At 58.3% G+C, this 23,427-nt stretch carries 19 protein-coding genes; 8 read left to right on the forward strand and 11 right to left on the reverse strand.

The window, feature by feature from the left end; genetic code table 11:
• Positions 1–92: 92 nt before the first annotated feature.
• The gene (locus HMPREF2860_RS10245; protein WP_070628897.1) at positions 93–590 is read left to right on the forward strand and encodes a molybdopterin-binding protein; all 498 of its coding nucleotides are present in this window, start codon (positions 93–95) and stop codon (positions 588–590) included.
• 15 nt (positions 591–605) lie between these two features.
• Here the strand turns inward: HMPREF2860_RS10245 and HMPREF2860_RS10250 are convergent, their stop codons facing one another.
• Genes HMPREF2860_RS10250 through HMPREF2860_RS10280 form a run of 7 tightly spaced genes read right to left on the reverse strand, consistent with a single transcriptional unit; the run spans position 606 to position 6,175 of the window.
• A complete protein-coding gene (locus HMPREF2860_RS10250) occupies positions 606–1,301 on the reverse strand; it encodes a molybdenum cofactor guanylyltransferase (RefSeq protein ID WP_070628898.1) in 696 nt (231 codons plus the stop codon).
• Between the two features lie 10 nt (positions 1,302–1,311).
• Positions 1,312–1,809, reverse strand: coding sequence for a cyclic pyranopterin monophosphate synthase MoaC (gene moaC, locus HMPREF2860_RS10255; protein ID WP_070628899.1), 498 nt, complete (start codon positions 1,807–1,809; stop codon positions 1,312–1,314).
• A gap of 34 nt (positions 1,810–1,843) precedes the next feature.
• Complete coding sequence (glp, locus tag HMPREF2860_RS10260) at positions 1,844–3,079, reverse strand: molybdopterin molybdotransferase MoeA (RefSeq protein WP_083309528.1); 1,236 nt, start codon at positions 3,077–3,079, stop codon at positions 1,844–1,846.
• Positions 3,080–3,082: 3 nt separating this feature from the next.
• A complete protein-coding gene (gene moaA / locus HMPREF2860_RS10265) occupies positions 3,083–4,069 on the reverse strand; it encodes a GTP 3',8-cyclase MoaA (protein WP_070628942.1) in 987 nt (328 codons plus the stop codon).
• Positions 4,070–4,095: 26 nt separating this feature from the next.
• Positions 4,096–5,148 (reverse strand): ThiF family adenylyltransferase, encoded by a 1,053-nt coding sequence (locus tag HMPREF2860_RS10270; RefSeq protein WP_070628900.1) that lies wholly within the window; start codon positions 5,146–5,148, stop codon positions 4,096–4,098.
• 24 nt (positions 5,149–5,172) lie between these two features.
• The gene (locus HMPREF2860_RS10275; protein WP_070628901.1) at positions 5,173–5,631 is read right to left on the reverse strand and encodes a molybdenum cofactor biosynthesis protein MoaE; all 459 of its coding nucleotides are present in this window, start codon (positions 5,629–5,631) and stop codon (positions 5,173–5,175) included.
• Positions 5,632–5,635: 4 nt separating this feature from the next.
• Positions 5,636–6,175: a MogA/MoaB family molybdenum cofactor biosynthesis protein gene (locus HMPREF2860_RS10280; RefSeq protein WP_083309529.1), complete on the reverse strand. Its 540-nt coding sequence runs from the start codon at positions 6,173–6,175 to the stop codon at positions 5,636–5,638.
• A 161-nt stretch (positions 6,176–6,336) separates the two neighbouring features.
• On the opposite strand from HMPREF2860_RS10280, the gene HMPREF2860_RS10285 reads away from it, so the two are divergent.
• From HMPREF2860_RS10285 to HMPREF2860_RS10300, 4 genes are all read left to right on the forward strand, one after another.
• On the forward strand, positions 6,337–6,597 hold the full coding sequence (locus HMPREF2860_RS10285; protein WP_070628902.1) for a MoaD/ThiS family protein: 261 nt from the start codon (positions 6,337–6,339) through the stop codon (positions 6,595–6,597).
• Between the two features lie 119 nt (positions 6,598–6,716).
• Positions 6,717–10,274, forward strand: a complete 3,558-nt coding sequence (gene dnaE / locus HMPREF2860_RS10290; protein ID WP_038625760.1) for a DNA polymerase III subunit alpha — start codon at positions 6,717–6,719, stop codon at positions 10,272–10,274.
• A 56-nt stretch (positions 10,275–10,330) separates the two neighbouring features.
• Entirely contained in the window at positions 10,331–11,626 is a 1,296-nt protein-coding gene (gene ilvA, locus HMPREF2860_RS10295) for a threonine ammonia-lyase IlvA (protein WP_038625758.1), read from the forward strand.
• Between the two features lie 106 nt (positions 11,627–11,732).
• Entirely contained in the window at positions 11,733–15,434 is a 3,702-nt protein-coding gene (locus tag HMPREF2860_RS10300; RefSeq protein ID WP_070628903.1) for a hypothetical protein, read from the forward strand.
• 9 nt (positions 15,435–15,443) lie between these two features.
• Here HMPREF2860_RS10300 and treZ read toward each other — a convergent pair whose 3' ends face one another.
• A complete protein-coding gene (gene treZ / locus HMPREF2860_RS10305) occupies positions 15,444–17,360 on the reverse strand; it encodes a malto-oligosyltrehalose trehalohydrolase (protein WP_038625756.1) in 1,917 nt (638 codons plus the stop codon).
• Between the two features lie 147 nt (positions 17,361–17,507).
• Here treZ and HMPREF2860_RS10310 point away from each other — a divergent pair, with 147 nt between their 5' ends.
• Positions 17,508–18,209, forward strand: a complete 702-nt coding sequence (locus HMPREF2860_RS10310; RefSeq protein ID WP_210386755.1) for a YigZ family protein — start codon at positions 17,508–17,510, stop codon at positions 18,207–18,209.
• Between the two features lie 6 nt (positions 18,210–18,215).
• On the opposite strand, the gene HMPREF2860_RS10315 is transcribed toward HMPREF2860_RS10310, so the two are convergent.
• Positions 18,216–18,962 carry a helix-turn-helix domain-containing protein gene (locus HMPREF2860_RS10315; protein WP_038625754.1) on the reverse strand — a complete coding sequence of 249 codons (747 nt, stop codon included), beginning with the start codon at positions 18,960–18,962 and terminating at the stop codon, positions 18,216–18,218.
• A 152-nt stretch (positions 18,963–19,114) separates the two neighbouring features.
• On the opposite strand from HMPREF2860_RS10315, the gene HMPREF2860_RS10320 reads away from it, so the two are divergent.
• Both HMPREF2860_RS10320 and HMPREF2860_RS10985 read left to right on the forward strand, forming a co-directional pair.
• On the forward strand, positions 19,115–19,360 hold the full coding sequence (locus HMPREF2860_RS10320) for a hypothetical protein (protein ID WP_038625752.1): 246 nt from the start codon (positions 19,115–19,117) through the stop codon (positions 19,358–19,360).
• Positions 19,361–19,753 (forward strand): RNA-binding S4 domain-containing protein, encoded by a 393-nt coding sequence (locus HMPREF2860_RS10985; protein ID WP_016422972.1) that lies wholly within the window; start codon positions 19,361–19,363, stop codon positions 19,751–19,753.
• Here the strand turns inward: HMPREF2860_RS10985 and HMPREF2860_RS10325 are convergent.
• Together HMPREF2860_RS10325 and treY are read right to left on the reverse strand one after the other, a co-directional pair.
• Entirely contained in the window at positions 19,701–20,867 is a 1,167-nt protein-coding gene (locus tag HMPREF2860_RS10325; RefSeq protein WP_070628904.1) for a GTP pyrophosphokinase, read from the reverse strand. The two genes, HMPREF2860_RS10985 and HMPREF2860_RS10325, sit on opposite strands and share 53 nt — an antisense overlap.
• The gene (treY, locus tag HMPREF2860_RS10330) at positions 20,857–23,319 is read right to left on the reverse strand and encodes a malto-oligosyltrehalose synthase (protein ID WP_070628905.1); all 2,463 of its coding nucleotides are present in this window, start codon (positions 23,317–23,319) and stop codon (positions 20,857–20,859) included. The genes HMPREF2860_RS10325 and treY overlap by 11 nt, the downstream gene beginning before the upstream one ends.
• Positions 23,320–23,427: the final 108 nt, after the last annotated feature.

Genomic DNA, 23,427 nt, shown 5'->3' on the forward strand with positions numbered 1-23,427 from the left:
GTGTATTTTTAGAATCTTATGTGTCGGACTCTGTTATTGAGCACAATTAAAAGCAGTTGAAAAGATTGAACGATGCTCGAAAGGGGTTAATGATGTATGAGTCCAGTTCAGCAGGTCAGAGTGGCGAGCGATTCAATACTGCCGTAATTGTCTATGACGATCGCATTAAAAGCGGGGAAAGAACAGATAAATTCGCCGCACGTATATCGGACTATCCTCTCAATGCCGTGAGCTATACGGTCATCGAAGAAGACGCGGAGAAGTTCCGCGCAGCATTGACTGCAGCACTCAATTCACAGGCCCGAGTGATTCTCACCCTTGGTGGAACGGGACTGCGCGCCGCCAATCGAGTCCCCGATGTCACCAAGGAATTTATCGACAGAGAACTGACCGGACTGGAAACGCAGATTCTGCTGGTCGGGTTGGAAAACACCTCTCGCGCGGGCCTTTCGCGTGCGGTTATAGGCACCACCGATACCAGGAAACTCATCGTTAATTGCCCGAGTAGCAGCGGTGGCATCAAGGACACGCTCGGCGTAGTCATTCCGCTGCTAGAGCCAATTTTCGACCAGCTCGATGAAACTGACTAAGCCACTGCAAACCTTCTACTTAGCTGCATCATCACCGAGGAGTCTCGCGCGCAACTGCGCCACATCCGCCGGCGTATCGTAGTCTTGCGCGCACCAGTGCTGCTCGGCGCTAGTCAGCTGGATAGGCGTTGCCGACGCCTCGCGAATCAGTCGGCGAACCGACACATCGCGAGTGCTCGGAAGCCGCTGAAGGGCACGCGCCAGCTCGCCCTTTCGCCACAGCGCACAAAGCGGTTCACCGTCGACGACTACGAGACCCGTGCTTTGCGACGTGGTTTCTACCTCTAGGTCAATCTGTTGCCATTTGTGCCACAGCGCCTCTAACAGGCGTGAGGTAAAAGGCGCGTCCACAGCGGTGACAAAAACAAAGTCGTTTTCAGTACTGAAGGTGCCAGCATCAGCATCAGCATCAGTAGCTTGCAGGGATGCCAGCCCAGCTTCAATGCCTGCGACCGGGCCACCATACGGTGGGTTTTCGCACGTTACGCGCACAGAAGACGGAACGGATAAATCCTTTGGCGTAACCACCACAACACGGCCTACGGTGGGCTGAGTCTGAAGTTCAGCCAGGCAGAGGTCAATCATCGTGTGCCCGCCAATGCGAACTTGTGCCTTATCCGCACCCATACGACGGCTCTCGCCACCGGCAAGGACAATGGCATCGCAACGAAAATCGGTGTCCGGTGTCGCGAATGATTCGGTACCTGGCATGGTGCTCTCGCTACAACGTCCGTGACCAGTCGCCGGAGCGACCGCCGGACTTGGCAACAATTCCACACTTGCGGATGTACGCCGAGCGGTCTACGCCCTTGACCATGTCAATGACATTGAGGGCGGCAATGGAAACGGCGGTCAGGGCTTCCATCTCCACGCCGGTGCGATCGGCCGTGCGAACTGTGGCCCTGATAGCTACGTGGTCTTCGCAAATTTCCAGATCCACGGAGCAACCATGAACACCGATGGTGTGTGCTAGCGGCAGCAATTCGGGTACTTTTTTTGCGCCGGAGATACCCGCAATGCGAGCAATTGCCAGAACGTCTCCCTTAGGGACGGAGCCGTCGTTAAGCGCACGGAGAATTTCGGGTGAGCAGGCGACTTCGCCGATGGCGGTGGCGGTGCGGTTGGTCGGCCTCTTCTCTGTGACGTCGACCATGTGTGCCTCACCGCGGGAGTCGAGGTGGGTGAGGGTAGGGGCGGTGGAGTTGGTGCTGTCGGTCATAGTGAGGAATTCCTGTCAGAAAATCGTAAAAGGTTTAGGAGAGGAGGACACGGACGGTGTCGCCAGTGTGCAGCTGGTCTTCCTGATTGATTAGGCAGAGCCCATCGAGTTCGACAAGCGAGCCAACGAAGTGAGACCCAAGAGTCGTGCCGGAATACGGTGTCGCCACGGCGCCGTCGGCGGAGTAACTCATTCGAACTGGGACCGCGACGTTACGACCGAATGGGCGTGGGATAGGGAAGTCAGCACCTGCGATAGCGTCCACAAACGGGCGGTTGAACAGTGAAGTTGTCGGCGCTAGTCCGCGCAGGGCATCAATCGCGGGCTTGCAGAAAAGCTGAAAGCTCACCCAAGCGGCAACGGGATTACCTGGCAGGCAGAGCAGCACTGCTTCATTCCACTTACCGACACCTTGCGGTTTGCCCGGCTTCATATTGATGGGCCCAAACCAAATGTCGCGCTTTTCACCGGCATCACGAGTGACATCAAATGCGCCCACTGAAACGCCACCAGTTGTAATGATGAGGTCGTGGTCGGCGGAAAGCTGATCGAGCAGCTCGGCGAAAGCCGTGGGGTCATCCGAACAGTGTGAGACAGTCGGGGTCAGCGGGGAAGGAATGTACTGGGCGCACAACTGCGCAATCATTGGCAAGTTGGAATCCGGCAACTGACCAGCCTGCAAGTCTGCCGTTGGCGACACCACCTCATCACCAGTGCTGATAACGGCTATGTGAAGCGGCGAGTAAACCTGTACGTTTTTTACACCTGTAGAGATAAGAGCAGCTGTTGTCCCGGCATCGATGACGGTACCGGCAGGAGCAGTCATCGCACCCGGAGCAATATTCGTGCCTTGACGACGAATATGATCGCGCTCGGGATTATAGGAATAAACAGTAATTTCGCTTGGCAGTGGTACTGGACCTGGCGCGATATTGGTGTCTTCCACCGGAATAACATAAACGTCAGCCCCATCAACGACGGGGGCACCAGTCATAATGCGCTGCGCAGTGCCGGCAGCAACCGGCTTTGGCGCATCACCTGCGGGAATATCACCCGATACCGGCAGCGTCCATGGTCCCTCACCAGCCAAATCGGCTTTATTCACCAGGTAGCCGTCCATCGCCGAGTTTGAAAATGGCGGAACCGGAAGACCAGCGATGGCATCTTCGGCTAGCACCAATCCGGCCGCATCAGCAATGGGGAGTGTGACAGTTGCACGTGGCTGACAATAGGAGACCACGTCACGCAAATACTCTTCGATGGGCTTCACTGATTAACCTCCGATTGCTGACATATTTCGCTTGGGCTGCAAGAACCCGGGCTCATCAATGCCATGACCTGGCAGTTTTGCCCACGTATTCCGACGCCATGCGGCAATAACCTCATCATCCGTGCCGCCCGCGCGCATGACATCGCGCAGCGACACCTCCGAATTGGCGAAAAGACAATTTCGAACAGCACCATCCGCAGTAATGCGTGTGCGGTCACAATTTCCACAAAACGGCTGCGTCACAGATGCGATGACGCCAATTTTTCCGTTGAGCTCGGAATTCTTGCGGCTGGTTGCCTGCCAAACTTCCGCCGGCGCGGAACCCCGCGGAGTTTCCGCTGGGGAAAGCTCAAATTCCGTTTCCAGCGTCGCCAAAATATCTTCGCGCTTGACCATAATGTCGCGATCCCACTGCGCCGGTGGGCCAAGCGGCATTTGTTCAATAAAACGCAGCTCTAGCCCCTTAGCCAGGCAATAATTGGCCAGCTCTTTAAGCTCAGCGCCATTATTAACGCCGGGCATGACGACGGAATTTACCTTCACGGGCTGCAACCCGGCTGCAACTGCGGCATCGAGGCCTGCGAGAACGTCGTCAAGCCGATCGCGCCTGGTCAGCGAAGAGAATACCTCTGAATTTACCGAGTCCAGCGATACTGTGACGCGATCCAGACCAGCATCTTTCAGCGACTGCGCTCGGTGAACCAGGCCGAGCCCGTTAGTGGTAATTGCGGTGGAGACTGGTGTCGCTGCGATGAGCTTTTCCAACGATTTGCGAAGTAGCGGTTCACCGCCGGTAAACCGCACCATGGTGATACCGAGCCGTGAGGTGGCAATCCGAATGAGACGGATTATTTCCTCGTCGGTGAGGATGTCGTCCCGGCGAATCCAATCTGCGCCTTCTTCCGGCATGCAATAAACACAGCGCAAATTACAGCGATCAGTAAGTGAGAAGCGAAGGTCACGAATGGTTCGCTCGAATTTATCCGTCATCGGTTCGACCGCATTTGCTGATTCCGTCACAGTATTCCTCCTCTCACATTGAGTATTCCGGTAACTCCACGTTGCATCATAAGTTCAATTGCCATGGCCGACCGCATTCCCGAGGCGCAGTAAACAATGGCGGGGCTTGGCAGTTTGTATTCTTCATCTGCGCGAATTGTGCTGAGTGGAATATTGCGCGCCCCTTCGAGGTGCCCTTCGGCAAATTCTGCTGGTTCACGGACATCAATCAGTGGCAGGTCCGTGGCCTGTGCCTCAGCTGCATCGCGAACACTGGGAATTTCGTTTGTTACCGGCCCTGTGCGTTTCACGTTGGTCGTAACCTCCGGATTAGCGGCAAGGGGGAAGTACCGCCAGTTCGAATGTAATCCATCGAAATAGCCGACTTTTCCAATCATTGGTGTGCCAACACCGCTGATAATTTTGATGACCTCCAGAGCCATTGTCGTACCGACAATTCCCACAATCGGCCCCAAAACACCTGCTTGAGCGCAGTTGGGAACTTGTCCTGCCGCCGGCGGCTGAGGATAGAGGTCTTCATAAATGGGGCCATGTCCTGCCCAGAAAACGGACATTTGTGCATCGAATCCGAGAATTGAGCCCCACACATGCGGAATCTCAGCCTGTGCGCACGCGGCGGAGACAATATGGCGAGTAGCGAAGTTATCGCTGCCATCAAAAACCACATCTGCGCGAGCGCACAATTCCCTGGCAAATTTCCAGTCCAGGCGGCGAGCGTGCGTTTCAACCGCCATGTCGGGATTAATTGCCGCAATATGTGCGCCAGCGGAATCGACCTTATTTTTCCCAATATCGTCGGTGGTGTGAATAATCTGGCGATGCAGATTACTCAGTTCCACCACGTCATCGTCGACAATCGTGATGTGGCCAATTCCCGCAGCTGCGAGATATTGCAGTGCAGGTGAGCCGAGGCCACCTGCACCAATGCACAGCACATGGGCCTCGGCCAAGGCTTTTTGCGCGCTCAGCCCGAAACCCGGAAGAGATACCTGGCGGCGATATCTGTCAGAAAGTGCCAGGTCAGAGCTAGAAAGTTTAGAATTCGTCATAACAGTTCACTGATAGTCCGCAATCTATGAAGTGATGTTCTCATCGAGGCCGACCCAGGTGGAACGTCCGTCGACAAGCACTTGCTCCTTCCAAACGGGCACTTCGGCTTTGACGCGGTCGGCAATTCTGCTGCAGGCGCGGAATGCATTTTCGCGGTGCGCAGATGCAGCCAGGACGCAAAATGCTAATTCGCCAATTGCCAGTTTGCCGATGCGATGAGCTACCCACAGGCGCACGTCGGGGAAATCATCAGCGACGAATTGGACGACTTCAGCCATAAACTTCTGTGCATCTGGGTGCGCGGTATAAGTCAGCGATTCCACGCTATAGCCATTGTCATGATTGCGAACAATGCCATCGAAAGTAACTAGAGCGCCCATTTCATCAGTGACAATCTGCTTTATAGCAGTCGCTGCAAGTGGTTCCAGGCAATCGTCGTGTAGAATCACGTCGAGAATACAGCCAGAATTGTGGGTGGTCATTGCGCTATCCGTTTCCTCGGTGAGCAAGGTCAACAATGTGGTGGACAATGGGGCTCAGCACGGCAATTCCGTCTTTTACCGCTCCTGATGAGCCCGGCAATGTCATGACAAATGTCGAGCCGGCAATTCCCGCCACACAGCGGGAAAGAATTGCAGTTGGTGTCGATTCCAATCCGCGCGCCCAAAAAGCGTAGGAAACTCCCGGCATTTCTTTTGTGATGTGAGGCGCGACGGCCTCCACTGTCAAATCGTCCGGAGTGATGCCCGTGCCGCCAGTGGTAAGCAATACATCTGGCGCATCATCAGCGGGTGTCAGAATCCGAGCCACAGTATCCGCGATATCGGCGTCAGCGACGACCACCGGCGCTGGCGTGGAAAAGCCTTCGCTTCGAAGGAATTTGACCAGCACGGTTCCCGTTTTATCTTCGTATTCTCCGCTAGCGGCGCGGGTAGAAGCGACAACAACAATTGCTGAGCGCTTATCCGCATCCGTGTTCGTCTCCGATGAGCTCGACGAGGAGCAGGGAACATGCGAGTTTGTCATGACAGTCCTTCACGCCAATCGGGATAAAATAACGTTTTCGAGACTACCGATACTCCGCAGTGTGAGGGCGTCTCCGAAAGGCGCTGTTCAACACCGCAAGTATATTAGTATTTAATATACGCAATTATTTGATCGCTGATTGTGTAAGGCAGTGGAATTCAATGATTCAAGTTCGCTTGTACGCCGCCGCAATGGCAGCAGTTGGAAAAGAGTCCGTGCAGCTGGAAGGCAACTACGCCACTGTCGCTGACGTTATTGCCGAACTAGCTCAGCGCTTCCCGGGCACCACAGACTCAGGGCTAACACTGAGTCAGGTTGCGGAGCAGTGTTCTTTCCTCGCCGACGGCAAGCGCATCGACACGTCTGCCAGTGTGAGCGGAATCGAAACTCTTGACGTGTTGCCGCCATTTGCCGGGGGATAACAGGCGCGGCGAGACTGTCGTCGTCAAGCTTGACGACGGCGTGGGCGGCGGAGCCTTTCTGATCAGCGGTGTTCGAAGGAATCGTGTTCAATCCGGGGGATTGTCTACAATCTGGACTCATGGCTAACTCCTCCTTCGTGCACCTCCACAATCACACCGAGTATTCCATGCTCGACGGTATGGCGAAGATTGATTTGCTTGCCGACGAGGTTGCGCGACAGGGAATGCCTGCGGTCGGTGTCACCGACCACGGCAATATGTTTGGCTCAAATGCTTTCTATCGGCAGATGAAGTCCAAGGGCGTCAAGCCGATCATCGGCATTGAGGCCTATATGGCGCCGGAGAGTCGCTTCAACAAAAAGCGCATTCAGTGGGGTGAGCCGCATCAGCGTCGAGATGACGTCTCGGGTCGCGGTTCCTACTTGCACCAGACCATGTTGGCAGCGAATGCGCAGGGTCTGCGGAACCTGTTCTACCTGTCGTCGATGGCGTCGTATGAGGGACAAATTAGTAAGTACCCGCGAATGGATGCGGAGTTGGTGGCGGAACGCGCCGAGGGCATTATCGCAACCACTGGGTGTCCGTCGGGTGATGTGCAGACGCGTCTGCGCCTGGGGCAGTTCGACGAGGCTCTGCAGGCTGCCGGTATGTGGCAGGACATCTACGGCAAGGAAAACTACTTCCTTGAACTGATGGATCACGGGCTGGATATTGAGACCCGTGTGCGCAGTGAGCTACTGGAGATTGGCCGGAAGCTGAACTTGCCGCCACTGGTTACGAATGACTGCCACTACGTTACCCGTGACCAGGCCAAGGCTCACGAGGCCATGCTCTGTGTGCAGACGGGCAAGACGCTCAATGACCCGGACCGGTTTAAGTTCGACGGTGATGGCTACTTTATTAAGTCCGCCGAAGAAATGCGCGCGACCTGGGATCATCTAGTTCCGGGTGCCTGCGATAACACGCTGCTCATCGCGGAACGCGTCGAGGACTACGACGAGCTGTGGGAAGAGCACCCGCACGACCGCATGCCGAAGGCGGACGTTCCGGAAGGGGAAACGCCGACGACATGGCTGCACCACAACGTGATGGAGGGGCTGCGCAAGCGCTTTGAGGGCCGCGAGGTACCGGAGGAGTACATCCGGCGCGCGGAGTACGAAATTGAGGTTATTGACGGTAAGGGCTACCCGTCGTACTTCCTTATCGTCGCGGAGCTGATTCGGCATGCCCGTGAGGTAGGAATCAAGGTTGGTCCGGGGCGTGGTTCCGCTGCCGGTTCTCTGGTTGCATACGCGACGTGGATCACCAATATCGACCCGATTGAGCACGGCCTTCTCTTCGAGCGATTCCTGAACCCAGAGCGTCCGTCCGCGCCGGATATCGATATCGACTTCGATGACCGCCGCCGCGATGAAATGATTCGCTACGCGGCCGATCGCTGGGGCGAAGACAAGGTAGCGCAGGTGGTCACCTTCGGTACGGTGAAGACCAAGCAGGCTCTGAAGGACTCGGCGCGTGTGCAGTTCGGTCAGCCGGGTTACCAGATTGCAGACCGCATTACTAAGGCGCTGCCACCTGCGATTATGGCTAAGGACATTCCGCTGAGCGGTATTGTCGACCCGGAGCACCCACGCTACGGCGAGGCCGCCGAGGTCCGACAGCTTATTGAAACCGATCCGGATGTGGCTCGAATTTACGAGACGGCTCGTGGTCTCGAAGGCGTCGTTAGGCAGACCGGCGTGCACGCCTGTGCCGTGGTGATGGCGTCGGTGCCACTTTTGGATCACATCCCCATGTGGAAGCGACAGGCTGACGGCGCGATCATCACTGGCTGGGACTATCCGGCGTGTGAGGCTATCGGTCTGTTGAAGATGGACTTCCTAGGTCTTCGAAACCTGACGGTTATCGGTGACTGTATTGAGCACATCAAGTCCAACCGAGGCGAGACAGTTCTGCTCGATGACCTTCAGACCGATGATCCGAAGGTCTATGAGCTGCTGTCGCGCGGCGACACCCTCGGTGTGTTCCAGCTCGATGGTGGCGGCATGCGTGAGCTGCTCAAGCGCATGCAGCCAACGGGCTTTGACGACATCGTGGCTTCGCTGGCGCTGTACCGTCCGGGACCGATGGGTGTGAACGCGCACTTTGACTACGCGGATATTAAGAATGGTCGCAAGCCTTATAACGCCATCCACGCGGAACTGGATGAGCAGCTGAAGGAAATCCTGGAAGAAACACACGGCCTGATCGTGTACCAGGAGCAGATCATGAAAATCTCGCAAAAGCTGGCGAATTACACCGCGGGCCAAGCAGATGGTTTCCGTAAGGCCATGGGTAAGAAGAAGCCCGAGGTGCTGGCCAAGGAGTTCGTGAACTTCGAAGGCGGCATGTTGGAAAATGGTTTTTCCAAGGATGCTGTCCAGAAGCTGTGGGATATTATTCTGCCCTTCGCCTCGTACGCGTTTAACAAGTCTCACGCGGCGGGCTACGGCCTGGTGTCCTATTGGACCGCGTACTTGAAGGCCAACTACACCGCTGAGTACATGGCGGCGCTGTTGACCTCGGTGGCGGATGATAAGAACAAGCTGGCTATTTATCTGTCGGACTGTCGCCACCTTGGCATTAAGGTGCTGCCGCCGGATGTCAATGAGTCGGGTATGGATTTCGAGCCGGTCGGTGAAGATATTCGCTTCGGCCTCGGCGCTATCCGCAACGTTGGCCATGATGTGGTCGCGTCGATTGTGAAGACGCGCGAGGAGAAGGGCAAGTTCACGTCCTTCTCGGACTACCTGGACAAGATTGAAACGCTGCCATGTAACAAGCGCATCACCGAGTCGCTGATTAAGGCTGGCGCTTTCGACTCGCTTGGGCACCCACGAAAGGGCCTTGCGCTCATTCACGAAGAAGCCATTGACTCGGTGCTGTCGACCAAGAAGGCTGCAGACAAGGGACAGTTCGACCTGTTTGCTGGCTTTGGTGGCGAAGAGGACACCGGTTCGGAGAGCATCTTTGAAATCCGTGTGCCGGATGAAAAGTGGGATCGCAAGCACGAGCTGACCCTGGAACGAGAAATGCTGGGCCTCTATGTCTCCGGTCATCCACTCGATGGGTTCGAAGAATCGCTGGCCGCACAGACCGATACCGCTTTGACCACGGTCGTCGGTGGGGAGGTCGCTAACAACACCGAAATCACTATTGGTGGCATTGTCTCCAGCGTTGACCGCCGCGTGAATAAGAACGGTCAGCCCTGGGCGATTATCGGTATTGAGGACCACAACGGCGCGCGCGTGGAAGTCATGGCTTTTGCTCGTACATACGCGATGATTGCCACCAGCATTGCTGAAGACGCCATCGTGCTTATTCGTGCTCGTGTTCAGTACCGCGATGACCGCATGAGTGTGGTCTGTGATGACCTGAAGCTGCCGGATCTCGGCCGCAATGGCTCCACGTCGGCGCCGCTGCGTCTGACCATGCGCACTGATCAGTGCACACCGGAGATGATTGCCAAGCTGAAGTCAGTCCTGTTGGACAATCCCGGCGACTCGGACGTCTACCTCAAGCTTGTCGACGGTGATTCCCACACCACTTTGGTTCTCGGCGAGCACTTGCGGGTCGACCGGGACGCCAGCTTGATTGGTGATCTGAAGGCGACGATTGGGGCCAGCATTTTGGGGTAGCTCATCGCGGCCCTGATTGTCGCAACCGATTGTATGACCGAGTAGAGTCATAGCTCATGAGTGAGAATTCTGTGCCTGCTTCCCAGACCGAACGCCGACTTGTCCACGCGGCCGATATTCAGATTGCGCAGGCACGAATTTCTTCGGTTATTGCGGCCACTCCGCTGCAGTTCAGCCCACGTCTTTCCGAAATCACCGGCGCTAAGGTATTCCTCAAGCGGGAAGACCTCCAGGACGTGCGCTCGTACAAGATTCGCGGTGCCTACAACGCCATGGTTCAGGTCACCGACGAAGAGCGGGCAGCAGGCGTCGTTGCGGCATCTGCAGGAAACCACGCTCAAGGCGTGGCATATGCCTGCCGTCAGCTGGGTATTAAGGGGCGCATCTATGTGCCCAATGCCACGCCGAAGCAGAAGCGCGACCGTATCGCTTACCACGGCCGCGATGCCGTTGAAATTGTCGTTGTCGGAGACTCCTTCGATGAGGCCGCCGCTGCTGCTCGTGCCGACGCACAGCGCACTGGTGCCACCATGGTGGAGCCATTCGACTCTTTCAACACCATCGTCGGACAAGGCACTGTCGCAGCTGAAATCATTGCGCAGCTCTCCGGTCAGGGGTTGACTCTGGATACCATCTGCGTACCGGTCGGCGGCGGTGGCCTGCTCAGCGGTGTCACCTCTTACCTGTCGGATATGTCGCCGAACACCCAGGTCATGGGCGTGGAACCTGCGGGCGCGGCCTGCATGCGCGCAGCCCTGGAGAACAACGGCCCGATTACGTTGGGGCACACCGATCCGTTCGTCGACGGCGCCGCGGTGGCCCGCTTTGGTGACCTACCCTGGCACATCCTGGAGGCCAACCGCAACCGCGTTCATCCGATGATTGCGCCGGAAGGTGCCGTCTGTGAGGCCCAGTTGGATCTCTACCAGAACGAAGGGATTATCGCGGAGCCCGCCGGTGCGCTGTCTGTGGCAGCTCTGGAGCAGATGCAGTTTGAGCCGGACGAGGTTGTTGTCTGCATCATCTCGGGTGGCAACAACGACGTGCTGCGCTATGCCGAGATCATGGAGCGCTCGCTGGTCTACCGCGGCCTCAAGCACTACTTCCTGGTGAACTTCCCGCAGAAGCCCGGCCAGCTGCGTATGTTCCTCAGCGATGTTCTCGGACCGGATGACGACATCTCGCAGTTCGAGTATCTCAAGCGCAACAACCGCGAAACTGGTGCGGCCCTCGTCGGTATTGAGCTACGTCATGCCTCTGACCTCGATGAATTGCTCGCACGCATGGATGCCTCGCCGCTGAAGTGTCGCCGACTAGTGCCCGGCACACCAGAGTATGACTTTTTGACCTAGACTTGCTGGGTCCAGCTGGGAAACTTCCGAGGGAGTCCTCCCAGGTCCATTAATTAAATGAATCTTTTCGAGCAAGCTTTGTAGCGAAAGGGAGCGTCCACCCACAATGACTGGGGCAAGCAGTGTCGACCAGGGTGTCCGAGTGGAAAATACCGTGATTGCCGAAATGTGGCTGGCTGCCGCAGAGCAGGATCTGGCCACCCGGATTCCAGGGCTGCTGGAATCTGCCACACAGGCCAAAGTTGAGCCATTGTTTGTCTGGTCAGGGCTGTCGATGGACGAGGTTGAGCGTATCGACCGCTTCTTGGGAACGCTCCTGGCCCATCATCTGGCTGGTGGTACCGCTGCCGATATTGATGCTGCGAAGAGTGTCGTTGACAATCACCCGCTGGTCACCCTTGCCTCGCTGGTAGGGCGCGCCGCGCGTGTTGCGTCGGCAAGCGAAATGTGGCTGGACTGGCCGGCGGCTCTGCAGCTGGATCCAGACGCTGACACTACCGGCGCGCTCATCTCGCACCTCGCCGCCGCTGTGCCGACGATGCTGACAAATGCCGGTTTGCCTAACGACGTCGACAGCGACCAGGCCGATTCGGATGAGCTGCAGCAAGCGGCACAGGTGCTTCTGCTGCACGCGGGTGTGCAGCTATCGGTGATGCCACTGATTATCGAGCGCTGCGAGGAACTTGCCGGGGTAGCGGAGCTGACCAATCCTTCGGCCAATGACCTGGTACAGGCGTTGTCGAAGGTACATCCGCTGCTCGAAGGGCTGCTGACCGAAATAGCAGAGGCCGAAGATGGTGTCTATCCGCTGGCGCTGCGTCAGTTGGCCAGGACGGCACCTCGTCAGGCGCACAAGTTGTTTAAGGCAACCCTCGGCTACGCCATTGCCACCGCCGCTGATCCGGCCAACTGGGAGGCTCGGGAAGAACTCGGTCAGCTCGATGCGGGCCTTCCGCCCATGCTGGTGGCCGCTGCACGTGAAGAGCTGCGTATGCGCCCGGCGGGTACTGCGAATCGTCGTGAAGCCGTGGGCGTGGTGGCAACGACCGGACGCCCGCAGCTGTACTTCGATGAGCTGACGCAGACCGTTGGCGTACAGCTACCGACGCCGCTGGATCCGGCGGGGCGGACCTGGCGTGTCACCTTCGGCGGCACGGTAGCAACGACCCCGGTGGTGGGCCTGCAGGATTCGCTGCCGCGTCCAGTGGTGACCATCGATGAGCCGGTGCGCGATGTGCTGGTGGAAATCGGCGATGAGAAGCACTGGCGAGTTCCGGCGATTAGCACTGAGGACCCGATTCTCATTTTCGGTGCCGACGGTCAGTCGGTCACAGACAAGGTCTCGCTACACTCGACGTCCGCTACGGTGGTCTACCCGGTTGATGCCACACTCGTTGACCCCGTCACGGGTGCTGAGGTGCCATTGCTATCGGACCCGCGCCCATTTAACTGGAAGCTGTGGCAAGTCGCTGAGATCGATCTTCGCGATGTTCATGCAGTTCAGGTTCGTCGGTCCGGGGCGGCGGGCGAGGTTCGGTCAGCGTCACCGCAGCGTCAACCGCGAATGACCATGCCCCACGCGCGTCTCGACGGCACCGTGTCTGCCTACGGCACCCCGGTTTACGCCGGTGGTCCGGTCGCTGTGTTCCCGCCGACGCTGTCCGGTAAGGACGAGTCCTGGCGCGCCATCGTCACCGATTTTGGCGGCTATGGTGCGTTTACCACGGATTCCGTGATGGTCTATGACCTTGACGTACCCGCCGCGGGTGGCGAGGTTGAGATCCTTACCGATGACGATTATCCGTGGGTCGGCGAGTTCGTGGTTCGCCTGGTCAATCCGCGTGGCCGCAGCTTCCAGAAGCACTTCGCCATTGCGGAGCAGGCAGACCTTACGATCACTTACAGCGGTGGTGGTGACGGCTTCCGCATCCCAACCGTCGACGGTCTGAGCCCCGCTGACATCCGCGTTGTCTCCGGCGAAAAGCCGCTTAATGCCGAGCCCGCTATCGTGCGCCTCGGGGCGGACGAAGTCACCGGTGCCGTCGAGCTTTCCACCGACGAGGGCGCATGGCTGCAGTTGCAGGTCACGCCAGGCACGCTGCAGTTTGAGGTTCCGCTTGCCGACGAATCCGTCGCCCGCCGCACCACTACATTGGTCACTCGTCCCAAGCGTGTCGATGCCTTCGGCAAGATTGTCGTCAATGCTCCGGGTGAGTTGCGCCATGCGCATGTTGCAGTTTCCAGCGGTGAGCGCGACATCTGTCGCGTCCCCATCAAGCGATTCGGCGATACTGGCTACGCGGAGTTCGGCAAGTTCGCTGACCGTATCTCCCTGCTGAAGGCTCTGCGCATCAGTTTGGACTGGACACGTGTGACGGGACGTAAGCGCCTGTCTGTACCGCTGGTGGAGGCTTCCTCCCGCGATGCCATCCGCCAGATTGCCTTCAATGATGAAGCCACTGACATCATCGAGGTTGATGTCGCGGACGATGTTTCGCACTTGCCGATGACTCTGTGGCTCTGGGCTGCCGGTCAGCCGTGGCGTGAACCCGTCGCTCTGGAAGTCGTGGAGGCTGAATGCGAGCTTCCCGACGAGCTCCGCGGCCTTGGCCCATTTGTCGCGCAGGTGACTCTCGGTGTGGAGAAGGAACGCCACCCGCAGTGGCCGGCGGCCGGGTCGACCATTCTGCATCACGTCGATGATGCCGAGGCTGTTGACCTCGATGGCGAGGACACCGATCCCGTTGCTCGCGCGCAGGAACTGTGGGGCGAGCTAAATCAGGATCAGCTCGCACGTTTGTGGACGCTGCTGGCGACCTTGCGCGCTGGTCGTGCAACCGACATGGCGCAGGCGAATCCGCTGCTGGCCGCACCTAGGTTGGGTGCAATCCTGTGTGCTGAACCCCGCGCAGGTCTGGCTGCGTTGAACCGTTCAGTCATTGCGCTCGACGATCAGCCGGGTATGTTTATCGCCTCCGGACTCGTGCTGGGAGACTTCAGTGCCACCAAGCCGGTGCCGGGGCGTCGCCGTGTGCCGTGGCTCGGTGCATTGGCAGCATTGGCGGATCTCACTGATGAGAGCGTGGACCGTTCTCGTCAGCTGGATTACCTGCGCACAACTGGTGGCCAGGGACTGCTGGACATTGCTGCCAGCGGCCAGGACACCACTCTGGAGTCCGCCACTATCGACCAGAGCTCGGTGCAGATTACCTCGCTGCCGGAAGCACAGGCTAGTGCTATTTTGTCGCAGGTCTTTGATCCGTACCGCATGGTCCCGGGGCCGCTGACCGACGATGACGCTCGCTTCACAGCAATCTACGAAGTGGTACGCAATCGTGCTGAGATTGTGGAATCCGGTGTGATGACCCAGCTTGCCGCCGCCTCTCGGGTGTTGTTCAAGACGGTGTCGAAGGCATCACCGCGACTGCGCAAGGCGGTCAATGTGCGCTTCCACAAGCTCGACGGCATCGATGCGGATGACCCTTCGCTGCACTGGACTCTGGTGCCAGGCACTTCGCTACTTATTGCAGTGGCTGCTCGCGTATTGGCTCGTACTCAGGCTGAGAACTCTGATGCCAGTGTCGCCGCTGTCCGTGAGCTGATTCCGATGTGGGCTCAGCTGGCGGACCTGGTTCCGACGTTGGTGATGAGCGATATTCTCATCGCCGATGCGTTGGTGGCTCACGTCCTCCACGGTGATGTCACCGAGCTGCCGTGGCCAGCACCCGAGTCGGGTGCTGATGTCGAAGCTGATGCTGACGCTGCGGCCGACGCGGATCCTGAAGGCACGGCTGACGCGGAGGACTAGCCTGTCTGACTAGCTGAGCGAGACGACAGCGTAGCCCCACGCTGGAAGCGAGATTTCGGGACCAGCAGCTTCGTCATTGACGATGCTGGCTGCTGCGTCTTCAAAAGTGTGCAGCAGGTGGGCGGAGCCGAACTCGGAATCCAGGCTGACGCTGGTTTCGGCGTCGGAGAAATTCGCAACCAAAGCGACAGTTTCAAAGGCATCCGAGTTTCGGGCCCCCATTTCGCGCTCATCCTGGCTGCGCACAACGACAAGGCAACGATTGTCCTCGTCATACTCGGTCACCACAGATGCCGACCACGGCGTGCGAAGCGACGGGTGGGACTTCCGCAGCGCGAAGAGATCGCGGTAGGCCGCCAGAATAGTGGCGTGCGAGTCCTCCGAAACCTCCTGCCAATTGAGCTTCGAGCGGTGGAAGGTCTCTGGATCCGATGGATCGGATACCTCCTTCGGATCCCACCCGGCACGGGCAAACTCACGTAGTCGTCCTTCGCGCGTGAGCCGCTGCAGCTCCGGATCTTCATGGGAACAGAAGAAAGCAAACGGGGTAGAGGCGCCCCATTCCTCACCTTGGAAGAGCATCGGAGTGAAAGGACTGCAGGCGATAACTGCTGCCTTTAAAACCTGCTGCGCCGGGGTGAGGTTCATCGACGGACGGTCGCCGACAGCGCGGTTACCCGTTTGATCATGCGTGGTCGTGTACGTTACAAAAGCATGCATGGGCTGGACAGACAGGTCAAAGGGGCGGCCGTGAGTACGACCGCGGAATGTCGACATTGTGCCCGTATGCCAGAAGCCGGTTTCCAAAGCGCTAGCCAGCGCTTCCACCGAACCAAAGTCCGAGTAGTAGGCGTGGTCTTCACCAGAGATCAACGTGTGTAGCGCATGGTGGACGTCATCATCCCACTGAGCGTTGAGGCCAAAGCCACCGGCAGCCCGCGGGCGGACCAAGCGCGGATCATTTTGATCGGACTCTGCAATCAAGGAACGCGGAATACCAGTCTCAGCTGCGACAGTGTCTGCGACAACCTGCATCTGCTCCAGAATGTGGAATGCGCCCTCGTCATGCAGGGCATGGACCGCATCCAGGCGCAGACCGTCGACGTGGTAGTCCACCAACCATTGGCGTACCGCATCCAAAATGTACGCACGCACCTCATCAGAGTTGTCGCCGGTGAGATTGACAACCTCACCCCAACCCGTCGAACCACCAGCGGTGTAGGGCCCGAAAAATCCCACATAGTTGCCGTCCGGACCGAAGTGGTTATAGACCACATCAAGAATGACGGCCAAACCCTTGCGGTGGCAGGCATCAATCAGCTTCTGTAGTCCCTGCGGGCCACCGTAGCCCTCGTGCACACTGTGCCAGGACACACCGTCATAGCCCCAATTACGGTCACCGCCGAAAGGCTGCACTGGCATCAGCTCAATGTGTGTTACCCCCAGCTCAATCAGGTGGTCTAGATGTTCCAGCAAACCTTCGAAATCACCAGAATCGCTGAAGGTGCCCACATGCAGCTCATAAATCAGACCTCCTGGCAGAATCCGTCCTGACCAGGTCGAGTCCTTCCACTTATAGGCACCTAGGTCGACAACCTGGGAGAAACCATGCGGGCCATCTGGCTGGGACTGGGAACGCGGATCGGGCAGCGGTATTGTCCAGTCGCCGACAGCGGGGGAGGAGCCGTCCCCCGACTCGCCGTCAGGCGCGCCGTATCCCGCATGTGCCCGCAGCGAAAATGCGTAGCGATCCCCCGGTGTGCGAGCCACATCAGCTTCGAACCAACCAGAGTTGGCGCCGTAGCCATGGGTGGCATCAGCGATTGGATGCATATCAAAAATCGCAGGAGCGTCAGGATTACCCAACAACAGACGGACTTCGGAAGCGTACGGGGCCCAGACTCGGTAGTTGCTCATGAGCACCATGGTAGGTCAGTCAGCGGATTGGCACAGTGAAACTTTTTCGAACACTGCGGATTTGAGGTGAGCCCAAGGTGAGGTCGAGATAGTAGGGTGAGGTCGAGATAGTAGCGACCGACGGTGATTGGGCGTGCCCGAAGCCCATACGCAACAATGGACACTATGACCACCGAGCCATCCACTTCGACCGAAGCGACGCAGAATCAGCGTGACATCGAGCTGATTGTCCCCGCCGACGGTGACATCGTCACGAATGAAATCGAGATTAAGAAATCGCGCTTCATTACGTGGATTGCGCGTGGCGACGACGAAGGCAGCGCCCGAGAGGTCATCAATTTGGCCAAGGCGGAGTACCCGGATGCTCGCCACCACTGCAGCGCATACATTCATGAGGTCGTCGGGGGAAATCGCGTGGAGCGATTCTCAGATGACGGTGAACCCGGTGGTACGGCAGGTCTCCCGATGCTCGATGTGCTGCAGGGCTCTGGAATGACGAATGTCACCGCAGTAGTGATTCGCTATTTTGGCGGCATCAAATTGGGCACGGGTGGGCTTGTTAGGGCCTATTCGGATTCGGTCTCAGAGTGTCTAGAGAAAGTCACCCGCATGCGGCGTGTGCAAAGAGCCTTGAGAGTAGTGAGTGTTTCCGCTGCGGATGCGGGACGCATCGAGGCAGAATTGCGTGCTCGTGGCTACGAGATTGTGGAAACCCGGTGGGGCCAGAACGTGGAGTTTTCCATCGCGGTGACTGCCGAGGGGATTGCCCAGCTTGACGGAGAAATGCAGGCGCTAACTAAGGGAGCTAGCGAGCCCTCTACGGACGGTGGCGAAATCTGGTGGGAGCTGCGCGCCTAACAGCCACTACCCCTGGTTCGGGGATTCCTCGCCGTTGTGTGCACCGCGATGGCGCTTGAGAATTTCCACCAGTTCGTCCTTGTTTTCCGCAATCTTTTCCGGCCGACCGAAGACGCAGACTGCCGCGACAGTAGCACCGTCTTCCTCCACAGCAATAGAGACACCGTCAACGCCACCGCCCTCAGCAATACCCGGGGCAGCACAAACTCCGGTCTCTGCGATTTCCCCGGCCTGGCGGAGGAAATCATCCACATAAACCTGGTCTTCGGGCCGCGCGGAGTTCAGGTAGGACCACAGTTCGCGCTTTTCAAACCGACTCATCAAAACCCAACCTGCAGAGGTGCGCAGCAGTGAGCGCGGCAGGAAGTTCTCCGTCAGGTACTGGTAGCGCATGGATTCGCCGACGGTTTTAAGGTAGAAAAGTTTGCCACCAACTGGCAGCGCCAGCACGGTAATCAGTCCAGTTTCGTTGTGAATCGCTTCTAGCTCGGCCGTTGGAACGTTGACCATACGACGACCGGCCATGACATTGAGCAGAAACGGTGCCATGCCGAGCGTGTATCGCTTGTTGGACTCGTCAAGGTAACCAGTAACGGTCAGACCGTTGACAAGGCCCTGCGTGGTACTGAGCGGATAGTTCAGCGTGTGGGCGATGTCAGTGAGAGTTAGGCCTTCGTTAGAGCGTGCAACGAGTTCGAGGATCGCCGCAACGCGGTCGACCATGCGGTGGCGGGGGCGGACAGTTTCTGACATAGGGCTAACTTTAGCAACCTAGCTACGCCATTGTGTTATTTACCTACCCAAATAGGAATATTTAGCAAGTTTGCCTTCTCTGGTGGGATTTATCCCGAATTGTATGGCCCATCGACTTAGGCGATGCATCAGTGCGACCAGAACACTCTAATATGTACCCCATGAGCTATCTTCAGCCCCAATCTCAGAATCCCATTGAGCTCCGCAAGAACGCGGTGCGAAAGTACTCCCGCAATGCCGTTGTGTGGGCAGGCAGCGGTGTCGTCGGCGGTGCAGTGCTCGGACTTCTTGCCGGAAGCATGTCTCTATTCCTCATCCTGGCAGTGGTCGGCCTGGTCGGTGGTTTTCTCAATTGGCAAAAGGTTCAGCGGATTGTGAACTACAAGGATCCGCAGTAAATGCCTGCTCAGCAGCAATTGTCTACCGAACCAGTGCGTATCGATGCCTGGATTTGGGCGGTCAGGTTGCTGAAAACGCGCTCATTGGCCGCAGATGCGTGCCGTGGCGGCCACGTCAAAGTCAACGGCGAAGCCGTGAAACCCTCAGTTCTAGTCGTCCCAGGGGACAGAGTGCGATTGTGGGCAAACCACCGCGAACACATTGTTGAGGTCACCAAGACGGTGAAGAAGCGGGTCGGAGCTCCGGTGGCCAGGCAGTGCTATATTGACCACTCTCCGCCGCCGCCTCCGAGGGAGATTCTCGCCTCGATGCCGATGCGCGACCGCGGTGCCGGGCGGCCTACGAAGCGCGATCGCCGTCAGCTCGATCGTCTTCGGGGACGTCGCTCATAGGCATCCCGGCCTCCGCTAGTTGCTGTAATCGTGCGCGCAAACGAGCTGGTCGACGCTTCGGGTTATGGCTGGTATCCGCAGTGGCCTTAATGTGCTTGTCGCCGCGAGCCGCTAGTAGTAGGTCATCGATAACACGAACATGACCTGGGTTAAAGCGGTACTTCATGGCCTTGCTTACCGCGCTGAGGCGCTGCGGATTAAGTAGCTCTCGCAGCTGCCCGACAGTGCGAATGCCATTGCGTTCCAGCAGCTCTTCTGCCCAGCCGTAGTGCTCTGATTTTGAGCGGGGTGCATCTGGAAGCAGTATCGTCAGCACACCGGGTAGGGTTTCCTCAGTTACCACAATGTCATCGGCGGTCGTCTTTGCCGGAACTGAGGGCTGTTCGCCCTCTCCATTCGCGGAATTGTCGGGTGCAGATTCCTCCAGCACGGCAACGACTTGGTCGAACTGCTGGTCCGCGAGCTCAATAAGACCAGCGGCCAGCGCAAAGGCCCTATCAATCCGCGGGTCTGTCGCTCCTTCAGGGGCCTTGTAGCGAATATCGTGTTCAAACTCGGCCCATGCATGCTGCAGAACCGTGCGCAGTTGCACCTCAAACTGCATGTCCGCATATGGAGTTAACTCTGCTGGTGCCGCCGTCGACACCTTGCAGATCAAGTGCTGGGAGCCGTACCCCAACTGACCGCTAATTCGTGTCTCTGCAGTCTTGTCAATTGTGCGCAGCACAGTCAGGGAATCTCCCAGCGCATCCATAATTGCGGGTATCTCCGTCGAATGGTACGTGGTTACGCGCACACCGATGATGTCGTGGATATCGTGCCACGGGTCAGGGTAGACGTAGCTGCCGTCCGCTTCACGACGCAAGGCCTTCTGCCGCAATGAGCGGAAAGACTTCACCCGCGCTGTGACATTGTCAAAGGCCAAACCGGCATCGGAGAGAATCTCTTTAATCGCATCGACAAAGTCCTGCGCGGCAGTGGGGTTCCGAGTTGCCCACGAGTCGTACTTCGACTGCAGCGCACGTGTAACCTCTCGATCCTCCGCCAACTGAGCCTTGCGGTTCTGCTCGCGGGAATCGTCGGCAAGCGAATCCTTCATCCGATTAGTCGTCATCGTCCTCGCGTACCAGCAGTGCTACTGGGAAGGAGCTGAACAGAGAAGCCACGGCGATGGTGCCCGACCAGGTATGGCCGGTGAAACGGTCGGTCCAGAATCCCTTGGGAAGTGTCACTGTAGTGTCGCCCCAACCGCCTTCGCGCTGCAGCCCCAGCGGACGGCGCGTCACCAGCGCGATAACATCTTCCGGCTCGCCCTTCGGTCCACGCGCTGCACCGACCAGATGGCGCTCACCCACACCGACGGAAAATACTGGCTGGTAGGCACCGCCGACGAAGGACTCCGGGCGCTCCGCACGCAGCTTCACGCCGTGGTGAGTCACCATCAGCTTTGCGACGTCCGCATCGGCATCCGTAAAGTCCTCCGGCAGCTCAGCTGGGTGCTCTGGACTCTTAGTCACCGACGTGACCTCATCGCGGGCAACCTTATCCAGCGCCGCGACGCGCGCATCGTAGTCGACGAAGCGGCGGTTGTCGGGATCAACCAGGGAGTCCTCTGTGAACTCCGTCCCCTGGTAGGTATCGGGGATGCCGGGGCCGACAAGCTGGAGGAGCTTGCGCGACAGAGACGTGGTCAGGGCAGCTGGCGCAATGGAGCGGACGAACTCTGTGATGGAGTCGGTCAGGGGGCCGTCGAGAAGCGCGTCGATCCAGCTGCGGATGCCGAGTTCGAACTCCTCGACCGGCTCCGTCCAGGAGGTGTGCACATCTGCCTCGCGGATGGCCTTGATGGTGTAGTCGTGGAGGCGTTCACGCAGTTCATCGGTAATTACGCCGTCGGTCGGCCAGACTCCGATGATGTTCTGCAGCAGGAAGTAGCCGGTGGCATCGTCCGGGGCGGGGGTGATGGCCATCCAGTTGCGGACATTTTCAGCCCAGTCGCCGGAGACATCGGAGAGCTGGAGAATGCGGGCGCGGACATCTTCGCCGCGCTTGGTGTCGTGAGTAGACAGCGTGGTCATCGTTCGTGGCCAGAGGCGAGCACGTTCCGACTGCAACAGGTGGAATTCCGCTGCCGACATGCCGTAGCGACCGAGATCACCGCCGACTTCGTTTAGGCTGATCAGGCGGCAGGCGCGGTAGAAGGTGGTGTCTTCGACACCCTTTGCCATGACCGCACCACAGACCTGCGCGAACCGCGTGGCGGCCTCACCACCGGCTACCAAACCTGCCGAAATGAGGTCGAGAGCAAAGACGCGCGAGGGGAAACGCGCTGCCATTTCACCAATGACCGTGGAAGCCACTCGCGACAGGGAGACATAGTCCGAACGGTAGACAGGCATGGCAGCGACCAGCTTGCAGATGGTGTCGATAAGTACCTCATCGCTGACGCTGGTGCCGCTGATAGACCAGTTGTCCCGGCGTAGAGCCCGCGCTAGACGACGGACCTCCGCAGCCAGCTCGTGAGCAGCGACATCGTGCTTGAGAGCCTGCGCAGTTGCCTGCACGGCAGTCTTGTCCCAGGTTGAGCCGGACTGCTGCAGAGCCAACATGCTCATGGCGTCTCGGGAGTCGCGGTTGACGAAGACATTGTCGAACTCACGCAGGGCGTCGTAACCCGTGGTGCCGTCAACCTGGAGTCTCGGATCCAGTGGCTCTTCGGCACCCAGAATCTTCTCGATAACCAGCCACTTGTCATCGCCGAGTAGACGGCGCAGCTCACTGAGGTATCCGAATGGGTTGCTGAGGCCATCTGGGTGGTCAATTCGGACACCGTCAATGATGTCCGCAGCCAGCAGCTCGCGGATGATGCGGTGTGTGTGCTCGAATACCACCGGGTTTTCCTGGCGGATGCCGGCCAGACCGTTGACGCTGAAGAATCGACGGTAGCCAATGACCCCGTCCTTCCAGTACATCAGGCGGTAGGCCTGGCGATCATGTACTTCCTGCGGGGTGCCGTCCTCGGTGCCAGGGCGCACCGGGAATGCATTGTCGTAGTAGCGCAGAAGTGGCTGGTTGCCAGAGGTGTCGAGCTCCAGCTTGTCGATATCTTCCGGGGAGCCCAGAATCGGCAACCCCATCTTGCCGTTGGCACCGTTGTCCTCGTGCCAGTCGATGTCGAAGTATGGCTCGAACTGAGAATCCTTGCCATAGGTCAGAACGTCCCACCACCAGGCATTGAGCTTGGGCTCCTCAACACCGAGGTGGTTCGGTACCAGGTCGATAATGATGCCCAGACCGGCCTTGTGCGCCACCTGCGCGAGCTTCTGCAGCTCTTCCATGCCGCCGAGCTCCGGGTTCACAGTCGTCGGATCGATGACATCGTAGCCATGGTTCGACTCCGGTACTGAAGTGAGGATAGGCGACAGATACAGGTGTGAAATTCCGAGGTCTGCCAAGTAGCCGACCTGTTCAGCCGCGTCAGCGAACGTGAAAGCGCGCCCGTTTGGGTCGGCCTTGGGGCCACGGAGTTGGAGACGGTAGGTGGACGTAATTGGTCGGCGACTCATGTTCCCCTTTATACCGCCCACCAGGAAAAGCTGCTGCCTGACCGCTGTGGCAGCAGCTAGCCCCAGAGCCTGCGCCCGCCTTCCGAATGCGAATTTCTTCCCGTGAAC

This window comes from Corynebacterium sp. HMSC064E10, assembly GCF_001812505.1.
Lineage (GTDB): Bacteria > Actinomycetota > Actinomycetes > Mycobacteriales > Mycobacteriaceae > Corynebacterium > Corynebacterium amycolatum.